This window comes from Leisingera daeponensis (genome assembly GCF_019801465.1).
Lineage (GTDB): Bacteria > Pseudomonadota > Alphaproteobacteria > Rhodobacterales > Rhodobacteraceae > Leisingera > Leisingera daeponensis_A.
Genome location: NZ_JAHVJA010000007.1, coordinates 155680 through 168654 on the forward strand (window position 1 = coordinate 155680; position 12975 = coordinate 168654).

Genomic DNA, 12975 nt, shown 5'->3' on the forward strand with positions numbered 1-12975 from the left:
TCACGCCGCGCGGCTGCCGTCGGGGGCAAAGAAATATGCCTGCGCGGGGTCCATGTAGAAGTCGTGCAGCTCGCCCACCTGATAGGGGTGGACGCCGTGGGCCAGCGAGACCCAGCTGCCGGAACCCATGTCGAAATGGGCGGAGCTTTCGGAGCCGGAGAGTTCGGTCACCTGCACCTGGCCTGACAGCTGCACATGGGCGCCGTTTTTCGCCACAGGCAGAACGTGGTGCGGGCGGATGGCGATGGTGTAGGTGCCATCTGCCAGCCCAACGGCAGCGCCGCTCAGCTCCCAGGTGACGCCGGCGCCCAGGCGGGCCATGCTGCCCTGCTTGGTGATCTCGGCGGTGTTGATCGGCGGGTCGGAGAACACCCGCGCCGCATCGACATTGCCGGGGTTGCGGTAGATCTCGGCGGTGGGGCCGAACTGGGTCACCCGGCCGTCACGCATCAGCGCGGTCTTGCCGCCCAGAAGCAGCGCCTCTTCGGGTTCGGAGGTCGCGTAGACCACCACCGCGCCGCGGCCTGCAAACAGTTCGGGCAGCTGGTCGCGCAGCTCCTCGCGCAGCTTGTAGTCGAGGTTGGCCAGCGGCTCATCCAGGAACACCGCACGGCTTTCCTTGGCAATCGCGCGGGCCAGGGCGCAGCGCTGCTGCTGGCCGCCGGACAGCTCATGCGGGCGGCGGTGCAGCATCGGCTTCAGCTGCAGGATCGCGGCGGCCTCTTCGACGCGGCCTTCGATCTCCGACTTCGCCATTCCAGCCACTTTCAGCGGCGAGGCGATGTTTTCAAACACCGTCATGTGCGGGTAGTTGATGAAGAACTGATGCACCAGGCTGATGTTGCGCTTCTGGGTGCTGAGACGGCTGACATCCTCGCCATCCATCAGCACCTGGCCGCTGGCCATCGGGTCAAGGCCCGCCATCAGTTTAATGAGTGAGGTCTTTCCGGAGCCGGTGGCGCCGAGGAGGACGTTAAAGTGACCGGGCTCCAGCAGCAGGGAAGTTTCCTTGATGTGCTGAATGGCGCCGACGCGCTTGGTCACACCCTTGAGTTCGAGTGCCATCTTGCTTTGACTTTCTGGCAGGCGGCCTGTTTGCGCGCGGGGCAGGGGCGCGCTGGAATCTTAGGGAAAAAGGCCCCGGATGACGGAAAGGGGTCCTCCGGGGCCTGATGCAGCCCGGCCAGATGATGGGGATCGCTGGCCGGGCCGGGAGGAGGCCTTAGTTGGTTGCCCAGCGGGCCACCAGCTCGTCATAGTTGACGGTCTGGCCCTGCGGCTTCTCGTTCTCCAGCGGCGGCTTGGCGCCGCCATTGGCGTACCACCACTCCGCGTCTTTCTCTTCGTTCAGGCGCGGGCCGCAGCCGCCATAGACATTCGCCTGCTCGTCTGCGCGCTGCATACGGGCCATGGTGATGTCCATTTCCTCGGCCAGACGGTCCATCGCTTCCTGCGGTGTGAAGGCGCCGGAGTTCACGTCACCGATTTGCTGCCACCAGATCTGGGCCAGCTTCGGATAGTCCGGCACGTTGATGCCGGTCGGTGACCATGCCACTCGGTCAGGCGAGCGGTAGAACTCGACCAGGCCGCCCAGCTTGGGTGCGCGCTCGGTGAAGCTTTCGTGGTTCACGGAAGAGTCGCGGATGAAGGTCAGGCCAACGTGCGATTTCTTCACGTCCACGGTTTTGGAGACGACGAACTGGGCATAGAGCCAGGCAGCCTGAGCACGGTCCAGCGGGGTGGACTTGAGGAAGGTCCAGGAGCCCACGTCCTGATAGCCAACCTTCTGGCCTTCTTCCCAGTAGGGGCCGTGCGGGCTGGGCGCCATCCGCCACAGCGGGCTGCCCTCGGCGTCGACGGTGTTGTTGCCTTCGGACTGCGGCTTCACCATGTCGGCGGTGAAGGCGGTGTACCAGAAGATTTGCTGTGCCACGTTGCCCTGTGCCAGTGCCGGCAGCGACTGGTAGAAGTCATAGGACGCCGCACCCGGAGGTGCGTACTTGCGCAGCCATTCGTCCCACTTGCGGATCGCATAGACCGCTGCCGGGCCGTTGGCGGCGCCGCCGCGGGTCACGCTGGCACCTGCCGGGTTGCAGGAGCCTTCTTCCATGCGGATGCCCCATTCGTCGATCGGCACGCCGTTCGGCTCACCTTTGGAGCCAGCACCGGCCATCGACAGCCAGGCATCGGTCATCCGCCAGCCAAGGTCCGGCGCACGCTTGCCGTAATCCATGTGGCCATAGATCGCGGTGCCGTCGATTTCCTTGACGTGCTCGCTGAAGAACTCGGCAATGTCCTCATACGCGGACCAGTTGACCGGAACGCCCAGGTCATAGCCGTATTTTTCCTTGAATGCGGCCTGCAGGTCTTCGCGGTCGAACCAGTCCTTGCGGAACCAGTAGAGGTTTGCGAACTGCTGGTCGGGCAGCTGGTACAGGTCGCCGTCCGGGCCGGTGGTGAACTGGGTGCCCATGAAGTCATCCAGGTCGAGGCCGGGGTTGGTCACGTCCTTGAACTCGCCTGCCATCATGTCAGTCAGGTTGTAGGCCAGCTGCAGGCGCGAGTGGGTGCCGATCAGGTCGGAGTCATTGACGTAGGCGTCATAGAGATTCCGCTTGGTCTGCATCTGAGTCTGCACCGCCTGAACGACCTCGCCTTCACCCAGGATCTGGTGGTTCACCTTGATGCCGGTGATTTCCTCGAAGGCCTTGGTCAGCACCTCGGATTCATAGCTGTGCGTCGGAATGCCTTCGGACAGCACGTTGATTTCCATGCCCTTGTAGGGCTCGGCCGCCTTGATGAACCATTGCAGCTCCGACAGCTGTTCATCTTTGGTCAAAACCGACGGCTGGAATTCTTCATCAATCCATTTCTTGGCGGCCGTTTCATCGGCATGCGCCATTGTTCCCGCAACCACCGCACAAACGGCCGCTGCGGACAAAAGATACCTGCGCATCTTTTCCTCCCTGAAAAGTCTGTAAGGTCAGTAATGCACTCCAGGCACCTGACTGTTACAGAGTTTTCATATCTTGGATTATGTTGTCAAACTAATTTTTTAGTAATGCATACTAATTTGTTTTTAAAGGAAAAAGTAATTTTCTGAAGAGCGTGTTTTGCAAGTTCGGGCATGCCGCATTGCAGCATTGCGGGTTGTGACGCTACGCAACTTCTCGCCCGGCTTGCGTTGAAAAAAAAGCAGTCGCCGTGCCAGGGCATTCCCGCTACAGAGACGGCATGACGCAAGAAAGCACATTCGAGATTTTCCTGACCGCGCCGCCGGGACTGGAACAGGCGCTGCTGGCTGAGGCCAAAGAGCTGGGTTTTGCCGCACCCAAGGCTGTGCCGGGCGGGGTAACGGTGCAGGGCGGCTGGACGGAGGTCTGGCGTGCCAACCTGTCAGTGCGCGGTGCCGCGCGGGTGCTGGCGCGCATCGGCGAATTCCGCGCCTTCCATCTTGCTCAGCTCGACAAACGCGCGCGCAAGTTCCCCTGGGGCGATGTGCTGCGCCCGGACGTGCCGGTAAAGGTCGAGGTTGCCACCAACAAGAAATCCAAGATCTACCACGCAGGCGCAGCCGCCCAGCGGGTGGAAAAGGCCATTGCCGAAACGCTCGGCGCCCCCGTCACCAAGGATGCCGAGCTGACGGTGAAGCTGCGCATCGAGGACAACCTCTGCGTCTTCAGCGTCGACACCTCGGGCGAGGGGCTGCACAAGCGCGGCCATAAATCGGCGGTCGGCAAGGCACCGATGCGGGAGAACCTCGCTGCCCTGTTCCTGCGCGAATGCGGCTTTGACGGAACGGAACCGGTTATTGACCCGATGTGCGGCTCCGGCACCTTTGTGATCGAAGCGGCGGAGATCGCCAAGGGCCTGCTGCCCGGCCGCAGCCGCAGCTATGCCTTTGAACAGCTAGCGACCTTTGATGCGGGCGCTTGGGCAGAACTGAAGCAGCAGGCCGAGACGCGCGAAACGGACATGCTGTTCCACGGCTCCGACCGCAACGCGGGCGCCGTTGAGATGGCAGCAGCAAACGCGGACCGGGCGGGCGTGCACGAATGCACCCGTTTTGCCCAAGCCGCGGTCAGCGACCTGCAGCGCCCGGATGGCCCGCCGGGCCTGGTCATCGTCAATCCGCCCTATGGCGCCAGGATCGGCAATAAGAAACTGCTCTATGCCCTCTACGGCGCGTTGGGGCAGGTACTGACGGAGCGGTTCTCCGGCTGGCGCGTGGGTATTGTGACCTCGGAAACCAGTCTGGCCAAGGCCACCAATCTTCCGTTTCTCCCGTTCGGCGCGCCGGTCGCACATGGCGGGTTGAAAATACGCCTGTTCAAGACCGGTCCGCTGCCCTGAGGCACTGTTCCCGGCGATGTCTTCGTGACGCATCGTCCGGGTTTCCAGCCTGCACCCGGAACGGCTAACCTGCCGGTCGGAGCAGACGGTGGAGGAACCATGCAGCAGGCCGAAGATTTCCGCGCGGAAAGCCACGTCCTGGCGGCCATTCTGGAGGACCTGCCAGAGGCGGAGTTTCACCGCGAAACCCAGTTCAAGGGCTGGACCATCGACCATGTGCTGGGGCATCTGCACCTGTTCAATGCTGCGGCAGAGGCGTCGCTACAGGGGGAAGACGCTTTTGCAGCTTTCATCGCGCCGGTCCTGCGGGACATGCAGACCGGCCGTTCCATTCTGGCATGCCAGTTCCCCTGGCTGGACGGCCTCAGCGGCCGGGCTTTGTTCGAGGCGTGGCGGGAGGGGGCAGAGCGCTGTGCTGATGCTTTCACAGCGGCGGAGCCAAAATCGCGGCTGAAATGGATCGGGCCGGACATGAGCGCGCTCAGCTCGGTCACAGCCCGGCAGATGGAAACCTGGGCACACGGGCAAGAGGTGTTCGACCTGCTGGGACAAGAGCGGCAGGAGCACGACCGTATCCGCAACATCGCGCATCTCGGAGTGGCGACTTTCGGCTGGAGCTTCCGAAACCGTGCGCTGGAGGTGCCGGAGCCTGCGCCCTTTGTGCAGCTGACCGGGCCATCGGGGGCGGTCTGGGATTGGAACGCACCCCAGGATTCCAATTTTGTCAAAGGCTCCGCGGTGGAATTCGCACGGGTTGTCACACAGGTGCGCAGCATCGATGACACCCGCCTGCTGGTCCGAGGGCCGGCAGCGGCTGACTGGATGCGGATCGGCCAGTGCTTTGCCGGCCCGCCGGAAACGCCGTCAGGCAGGGGAACACGCTTCAGGGCAGGTGCCTGAAGGAGCCGGGAAATCAGGCTGACGCTGGGGTTAGCTGGCGGACCAGGCTCTGGTAAGCCCCTCCAGCGTCATGCGGCGGGAATCCGCCAGCGTGACTGGCAGCGCCTGCGCTTCCAGCGTGGCGGCATAGAGCGGCTCCAGCGGCGCTTCGGCAAGCAGGGCTACATTCTGGCCGAGCCAATAGGGGCGGGCAGCGGCCAGCTCAGCTCCCAGCAGCAGTCCCCATAGCCGCCCGCGCGCAGCTTCTGAGGTCAGCTGCCCCAGGGCCGCTGCCGCCTGCACCGATGCCAGCCGCGCCGCCAGCAGTTCCGGCTTGGAAATCCCGTCGGCCGCCGCCTCTGTCAGCGCCGCTTTATCCCATTCGCCAGTTGCCTCCATTACCATCTGCCGGGCAACTGCTGCCGCCAGTCGCCCGCTCAGCGCGCTTTGAAAACTGACCGCTTCCCTGGCGCTGACCTGGACCCAATGCGTCACGAACGTGCCCGGCAGGCAGACCACCCCGTCCCATTCAGGGTTCAGCCGCAGGAAGCCGGTCAGTCTGGCTGCCGCCGCCTGTATCAGCCCCGCAGGCGCAGATTGGCTCAGACCCGGCAGAGCATGGACGGTTAGCTCTTCCAGTCGCGCTCGGGTCAGCGGCAGCTTGGCGGGTTCTGCGGGTACCGCCTGCGGCGCCGCAAGGCCGCTGCCGCCCAGCACCACCGGCAGCGTTGAGCCTGCCAGCGCCTGACGCAAGCCCGCGGCCACAGCTGTTTTGCTATGGTCCTGCAGATGCAGCACCTGCGCCGGGCCTGCCGTGCCTCCGGTCACGGCCCAGGCCGTCAGTGTCTTCCCGTCGAGATTGGCGGCCAGCCAGCTGGCGCCGCTGCCGGTAGACTGCATCATGCCCTCACTTTCTCTGCCATCGCTTGACCGTGGCTTATGGCGGTGTTTTAGGAACCGGGCAAGTGGGCGGCCTGCGGGCTAGCCCCGGCGCTGGGCTTGAGAACGGTTGCTGCTGTTTGCTTCGCACCAATTCCGGGGAGTTGCGCGAATCACAGGCCTCCGGCTATCCGCAGGCGATTGCGCACACCTGTCCTGGCGCTCCGGTTCTGAGTTCAGCTGCTGCAACCAGCACTGCAGAGGGGGGAGGATGGAGGCCTTTGGGCTCCGTAAAGGGAAAGCCCAGGGGGCGAAGCAAAGGCCAGCCGCGCTGCCTAATGCGCTTTCTCGCCGCTGCTTCGATTCCACCACTGCCTTGCGTCCTGGCGAAACAATCTTCTGCCTCTTCACCCACTGTTTCCGCCGGTTCATTGCACTTTGCGTGATTTACGGAATTTTGGCGTGAAAATGAAAATTTTGCGCGCAATTGCCTAAATTTGTCTTAATTAGGTCAAGGTGTTGGAAATCACCGCCGCCAAGGTATTGGGCGGCAGCTGAAAACGGCGCGGGCGCGTGGGGGCGTGCCCCGTTTCAAACCTGAATATCGGTAGCGGCAATCCGCGGCCTTTGGCCTGCGGACTGTCAGGTTGAGTTGTCAAAGTCCGCTGTTTTTGCGGCGGCCCAGCCGTGGGGATTGGCTGGAACGAGGGGATGTGGAATGAGAAATGCGGTTTCCGGTGGTCCGGGGCTGTCTTTTGTGCGGGTGGATGTGGAAGGCAGGCAAACTGCCGAGGCCGCTCCTTTTCTCGGCGCTTTGCCTGTGCAGCCGGCCAATTTGAATGCTGCTCTGAACAGTCTTGCGCCGGTGCGTCAGGCAGCACGGCGCACGCGTATCGGACCCTATGCGGCCCTGGGCAAGCGGGGGCTGGACCTGCTGTTTGTGCTGCTGAGCCTGCCGGTGGTTTTACCGCTGATCGCGTTATGTGCCGCCGCGTTGTGGCTGGAGGGCGGCAGGCCCTTTTACACCCAGGCGCGACTGGGCCGCGGCGGGCAGTTGTTCCGTATTCTGAAATTGCGCACCATGGTGCGGGACGCGGATCAGCTTCTTCAGCACTATCTGAAAACCGACCCCGAATTGCGCCGGGAGTGGGACGAGACCCAGAAGCTCAAGAACGATCCGAGGATCACCCGCGTAGGGCGCTTCCTGCGTGCAACCTCGCTGGACGAACTGCCGCAACTGTGGAATGTGGCCTGCGGCGAGATGAGCCTGGTCGGGCCGCGCCCGATGATGCCGGAACAGTTGCCGCTTTATGGTGATGCGCGGGCCTATTTCGCCTTGCGGCCGGGAATTACCGGCGTCTGGCAAGTGTCTGTGCGGAACGAGGGCAGCTTTGCCAGCCGCGCGCAGGCGGATGCGGAGTACCGGCAGGGGCTGTCGCTGGGCAGCGATCTGGCGCTCATCTGGCGGACGGCCGGGGTGGTGCTGAAGGGGACGGGATATTAACGCCTTTCTGATCTGCTGCTCCTGCGCCCAGGGAGAAAGGCAGCGGATCGGCCGGCCATTGCAGGGAGCACGGTTGTGAAGCATTTTGCACCATCAAAGGCCATCGGTGCCGGACCGCTGCGCGGCCCGCGCGAGACACGGAAGGACGACAAGGACGGTATGACCGAGCAAGGCTTCAAGCGGTTCCGCCGCCGCCGTGCCCCGGCGGCAGCCACTCCCTTTACCGCTGATACGGAGGGGGGCAGCCGGTTGGCTGTGCCTGCGTCCGCTGCTCCGTCTCTGCTCCCGGCCACCCTGCCGGAACCTTGGGACCGTATCCGCCAGGTTCCTTTTGACGGCGCCGGGCACCAAGAGGCGCGCCTGCCCCTGGTCAGCCGGTTCCGCACCGCGCCTGCGGCCAAGTCCTTTGACCTCCTGCGCACCCGCCTCCTCCACACCCTGAAGGCACGGGGCTGGAAACGGGTTGCCGTGACGGCCCCGGCAGCGGGTTGCGGCACTACGTTTTCGGCGGTCAACCTGGCGCTCAGCCTGGCCCGGGTTCCAGGCAGCCGTACAGTGCTGATGGACATGAATTTCCGCCGCCCGGGAGTGGCCTGTGCCTTAGGGCTGCAGGCACCGGCCAACATGACCGGCGTCCTGTCCGGCACCGTGCTGATGGAGGAGCACCTGCTAAGGCCGCTGCCATCGCTGGCGGTTGGATTGAACAACGCGGCAGACCAGAATGCGGCTGAAATCCTGCACAGCGGCACATGCATCGAAACCCTGGACGGCCTGATGCTGCGCAGCGGGGCCGATGTCGCGCTGTTCGACCTGCCGCCGGTGCTGGAACATGACGACACCGCCGCCTTTCTGCCGCAGGTTGACGGGGTGCTGATTATCTCGGACGGCACCAGCACCACTGCCGCGCAGCTGGCGGCTTGCGAAAAAATGCTGGCGGGCCACACTCAGCTTCTGGGCGTGGTGCTGAACCGGGCACGCAAGTCGGACAGTTCGCTTCTCTGATGTATAACCGCCATAGTTTAGCCCGGTTGCTATGGTTAATAGCCGGGCGGCGGCGTATGCGAGGCCGGCAGAAATGGGACGGGCCGGACACCCCGGCAGCATGAGAGCAGACAAATGGGGCCGATTTATTCTCTGGGTGATTTTCTCGACATGGTGCGGCGCAGGCTGTTCACCATAGCCTGCGTATTTGTTCTTGGCTGTCTCGTGTCCCTTTGGTTGGCCGCGAGCCAGCAGCATGAATACGAAACCGCCGAGGTGCTGCAAATCACGCAGCCGCAGATTGCGGGTGAGCTGGCCAAGTCCACTGTCGAAGGCTCCTCTGCCAGGCGCATGCAGCTGATAGAGCAGCGCCTGATGGCGCGGGGCACCTTGCTGGAAATCATCGAGAAATTCGGCCTTTATGCTGATCAAGAGGCCCTGACTGACTTGCAAAAGGTGGTGCAGCTGCGCACTGCGGTGCAGATCACCGGCGTTGCTGCCGCCCGCGAGGGCTTTGCCGACGACGGCACAATCTCGGTGCTGACAATCACCGCGCGGATGCCCACGGCTGATCAGGCGCAGCAGGTCGCAAGCGAGTTTGGCCGCCGTACGATCGAACTCAGCATCGCCAACCGCATAGACCAGGCCCGCGAAACGCTCAGCTTTTTTGCCGAAAAGGAAGCTGCTCTGGCGGATCAGGTTGCGGCGCTGGAGGCCGAGGTCGCCGCCTACCGCATTGAAAACGATGTGACCCTGCCCGGCACCATCGAATTCCGCAGGGCCGAGATCGCAGCGATGAACGAGGGCCTGCTGGAGATCGCCCGCGAGCGGATTGAAATCCGCCGTGCCGCCGATCAGGCTCAGGCGACCGAACGTCCTGCCACCGCGCGGCGCCTTCAGGAAGAGGCGGAGCAGCGGCTGGCCACGCTGGATGCGCAGGAGGCACTTCTGAGCCAGCGCAAGACCGCGCTCGAGGCCTCTCTGCAGACCACTCCGGAAGTGGAGCGCAGGCTGGGGGCCTACGAACGCCGCATGGAGCAGCTGCAGGGGGAGCTGGCGCAAATGACCGCCCGCCGCAACGAGGCCGAGGTCGGGTTCCGGCTGGAAACCAGCCATCAGGCCGAGCGCCTGACGGTGATCGAGCCAGCGCCGCTGCCGGATTATCCTGTGACCGGCGCCCGCAAAACCAAGGCACTGATGGGGGCGGCGGCCAGCCTGGTCATTGCTCTGCTGGCCGCCTTCCTGATGGAGCTGCGCCACCCGGTGCTGCGTACTGCTGCCCAGATGGAGCGGGAAACCGGCCTTGTGCCTGTGGTCTCGATCCCGGAAATGGACACGCGCCCGCCGCGCCGCGGACTATTCGGATTGCTCCGGCGCCGGGCTTGAGTTCCTCTTTTTAAAGGCTCGCATCAGCCGGGCTGCCGTTTGGCAGGCAGGCTGTGCACTTCGCTTTCGCGCTGGCGGGACGGAGCTGCCGCGGCTATACAGATCCTGTGTGTCCTGCGTATTTTGCAGGTCAGGGTGCCCCTAGTGCAGCTGCCATTGCGGATACCTCTACCCAATGCCAGTGCAGCGCAGCTCCACCAATGGACAGGGTCAGCAGCGCAAAGCCCGCATCATGCAGCGGGTCCCACACGTGATGCCGGCGTGCCAGCCGCACCAGGACCGGATAGGCTGCAAGCATCGCCAGCCCCAGCGCCGCTATCCCGCCAGCCAGTCCGAACCAGGCCACTCCGCACAGAAACAATGCAGTTTGCGCGCAGGCCCGGGCGGCAGAGAACAAAAAGAAGCCCCGGCTATCGCCCGCTGCCAGAGCGGCCTGGTCATAGGTCATGGTGATCACCGCAGGTGACAGCGCAAGTGCGATCAAAACGACCATCGGTCCGGCCTGCACATAGCGGTCGTCATATAGGAATTGCACCAGCCACGGCCCGGTCCAGGCCATTCCCAGCAGCAATCCCAGAATCCCCGCTGTCAGCGCGCTCCGAAGCTGCCGCTGCCGCCGCAGGTTTCCGGGCGCGTCCCGTGCGGGCTTGTCCCGGTAGACCGGGATCATCAGCCGCTGGTTCACCGCATGGCCCAGCAGCATCGGAAAGCTCGCCAGGAAATAGCCGATGTTATATATGCCCAGCACATCAAGGGAGACGAATTTTCCCAGAATTGCCCGGTCGCCTTGCGAGGTCAGGAACCAGAAGGCAGTGGACAGAAAGATCCACTTGCCGAAGCGGATCAGCTCGTCGGCGGCGGCCTTTTCCCAGCGCAAGCGGTTGGCAGGCCCTGGCAGCCCGTAATGGCAAAGTGCCAGCTTGGCGGCGGCCTGGATCACCCCGCCCAGCACGAGTGCGATCACCGACTGGGTGGCAAGCGCCAGCGCGACCATCACTGCCAGTCCGGCCAATTGGCCGCCCAGGTCCAGCACTGTGACGCGCCCCGCCAGCAGATGCCGGTGCGCGGTCTCGATCCGGGTCGGGTTGAAACCGGCGATTGCCAGACCGGCGCCGGCAATCGGCAAGTAGGCCAGCAGCTCAGGCGCGCCGTAGAATACAGCCGCAGGCCAGGCCAGTAATGCGGTCAGGAACCACAGGCCAAAGCCGCGGATGACCTGGATGGTCCAGGCGGTGTTCAGGAAATCCGGGTCGTCGCCGCGCCTGTTCTGGGCAATCGATGGCCCGATGCCGACATCTGAAAACAGCGACAGCCCCACCGTCACGACTGTGACCAGCGCCATCAGGCCGAAAGCTTCAGGAAACAGGATACGGGTCAGGATCAGGTTGGACGCCAGTCGCAGGGCCTGGCTGCCGCCATAGCCGAGCATCAGCCAGGAAGCCGAGCGCAGCACCCGCGCCGCCATTCCCTGGCCAGTGAAAAACGTCACCACCCGTTGCATGTCCTTGTCGCACTCCCGTTGTCCGGATCCGCAGGCTAGGGGGGGAGGACAAGGGCGTCAATTGAGCCCGTGCCGGAGCCGCGCCCGGGCCGTGCAGCGGACCGGAATCTTGGAACAGTTCTGTTGCCTGTGCTGCATTGCCCACGGCCGGGCAACAAGCGGCCAGAGGTGCTGGGCAAGGCGCGGCAGGGCGGCTAACCTGCCGCTGAAATCGTTTCTGCTGGAATTGTCCGCGTTGAAAATAGCTTACGTCCTCAATACTTACCCGCAGCCGTCGCACAGTTTCATCCGCCGTGAGCTGCAGGCGCTGGAACGGCAGGATTTCATCATCCACCGCTTTGCGATGCGGCCGTCCTGTGCTGCCTTGCCTGACCCAGGCGACCAGGCGGAGGCCGCGCGCACCGAATACGTGCTGCAGGCCGGTCCCGTGCGCCTGCTGGCCGCTCTCGCGCGGGAGGCCGCGGCGGCGCCGGTCCGGTTCGGGAGCGCGCTGCGGCTGGCACTTAAGCTGGCGGGGGACTCGGACAAAGGCAACCTGCGTCACCTGATCTATCTGGCAGAGGCGGCCCATGTGAAACAGCGCTGCTCGGCGGAAGGCGTGCAGCACATGCACGCCCATTTCGGCACCAATTCCGCCGCGGTGGCGATGCTGGCGCAGCAGCTTGGCGGCCCCGGCTACAGCTTCACCGTGCATGGGCCGGAAGAGTTCGATGCGCCGCATGCCTTGTCGCTGGGCGAGAAGATCAGCCGCGCGGCCTTCACGGTGGCGGTCAGCAGTTTCGGAAAAAGCCAGCTGAGCCGCTGGGCTGCTTTCGGAAAATGGGACAGTCTGAAGGTGGTGCATTGCAGCATCGAACCGGACCGTTTCGCTGAACCCGCACCGCTGCCGCCGGGGCCGCTGCGGCTGGCGGCAATTGGTCGGTTTGTCGAGCAGAAAGGCCAGATGGTGCTGCTTCGCGCGATGGCGCAACTGGTAGGGCGCATCCCGGACCTGCACCTTTCATTGATCGGCGACGGAGAAATGCGCCCGGATCTGGAAACGGCAATTGCAGAGCACGGGCTGCAACGGAATATCACGCTCACCGGGTGGCTGGCAGAGGATGGGGTGCGGCAGGAACTGGCCCGCGCGCACGCGCTGGTGATGCCCTCCTTTGCCGAGGGTCTGCCGATGGTGGTGATGGAGGCGATGGCAGCCGCCCGTCCGGTGATCGCGACGTACATTGCCGGAACGCCGGAACTGGTGGTGCAGGGTCAAACCGGCTGGCTCGTGCCTGCGGGGGATGAAGCCGCGCTGGCAGAGGCCGTGCTGGCGCTGGCGCAAACATCACCGGAGCAGCTTGCCGCCATGGGGCGGGCCGGGCGCGACCGGGTGCTGGAGCGTCACGACAGTGCCAATGAGGCCGGGAAATTGGCTGCCCATTTCCGCAGTGCCATCGGGGGATAGCGGCCGGGGCCTCGCGCCTTCAAGCCGGCGCGTCGGAAACTGCCCTTC

10 protein-coding genes are annotated in these 12975 nt (G+C 64.2%); 6 read left to right on the forward strand and 4 right to left on the reverse strand.

The genetic code is table 11. From position 1 onward, the window contains the following. Both KUV26_RS15690 and KUV26_RS15695 read right to left on the reverse strand, forming a co-directional pair. Window positions 1–1065 (reverse strand): ABC transporter ATP-binding protein, encoded by a 1065-nt coding sequence (locus KUV26_RS15690; RefSeq protein ID WP_174148845.1) that lies wholly within the window; start codon window positions 1063–1065, stop codon window positions 1–3. Between the two features lie 157 nt (window positions 1066–1222). Next, window positions 1223–2956, reverse strand: coding sequence for an ABC transporter substrate-binding protein (locus tag KUV26_RS15695; RefSeq protein WP_222509012.1), 1734 nt, complete (start codon window positions 2954–2956; stop codon window positions 1223–1225). 278 nt (window positions 2957–3234) lie between these two features. Here KUV26_RS15695 and KUV26_RS15700 point away from each other — a divergent pair, with 278 nt between their 5' ends. Continuing rightward, window positions 3235–4353, forward strand: a complete 1119-nt coding sequence (locus tag KUV26_RS15700; RefSeq protein WP_222509013.1) for a class I SAM-dependent RNA methyltransferase — start codon at window positions 3235–3237, stop codon at window positions 4351–4353. Window positions 4354–4452: 99 nt separating this feature from the next. After that, entirely contained in the window at window positions 4453–5253 is an 801-nt protein-coding gene (locus KUV26_RS15705) for a TIGR03084 family metal-binding protein (RefSeq protein WP_222509014.1), read from the forward strand. Window positions 5254–5283: 30 nt separating this feature from the next. Here KUV26_RS15705 and KUV26_RS15710 read toward each other — a convergent pair whose 3' ends face one another. Beyond that, window positions 5284–6135 (reverse strand): 2-dehydro-3-deoxygalactonokinase, encoded by an 852-nt coding sequence (locus tag KUV26_RS15710; RefSeq protein ID WP_222509015.1) that lies wholly within the window; start codon window positions 6133–6135, stop codon window positions 5284–5286. A gap of 694 nt (window positions 6136–6829) precedes the next feature. On the opposite strand from KUV26_RS15710, the gene KUV26_RS15715 reads away from it, so the two are divergent. The 3 genes from KUV26_RS15715 to KUV26_RS15725 all read left to right on the forward strand — a co-directional run bounded on the left by KUV26_RS15715 (window position 6830) and on the right by KUV26_RS15725 (window position 9982). Beyond that, window positions 6830–7615 (forward strand): sugar transferase, encoded by a 786-nt coding sequence (locus tag KUV26_RS15715; RefSeq protein ID WP_222509016.1) that lies wholly within the window; start codon window positions 6830–6832, stop codon window positions 7613–7615. 75 nt (window positions 7616–7690) lie between these two features. Further along, entirely contained in the window at window positions 7691–8617 is a 927-nt protein-coding gene (locus KUV26_RS15720) for a CpsD/CapB family tyrosine-protein kinase (RefSeq protein WP_222509017.1), read from the forward strand. 114 nt (window positions 8618–8731) lie between these two features. After that, complete coding sequence (locus tag KUV26_RS15725) at window positions 8732–9982, forward strand: DUF874 domain-containing protein (protein ID WP_222509018.1); 1251 nt, start codon at window positions 8732–8734, stop codon at window positions 9980–9982. A 130-nt stretch (window positions 9983–10112) separates the two neighbouring features. On the opposite strand, the gene KUV26_RS15730 is transcribed toward KUV26_RS15725, so the two are convergent. Continuing rightward, the gene (locus tag KUV26_RS15730) at window positions 10113–11483 is read right to left on the reverse strand and encodes an oligosaccharide flippase family protein (protein WP_222509019.1); all 1371 of its coding nucleotides are present in this window, start codon (window positions 11481–11483) and stop codon (window positions 10113–10115) included. 235 nt (window positions 11484–11718) lie between these two features. On the opposite strand from KUV26_RS15730, the gene KUV26_RS15735 reads away from it, so the two are divergent. Beyond that, entirely contained in the window at window positions 11719–12927 is a 1209-nt protein-coding gene (locus tag KUV26_RS15735) for a glycosyltransferase (protein WP_222509020.1), read from the forward strand. Window positions 12928–12975 lie beyond the last annotated feature (48 nt).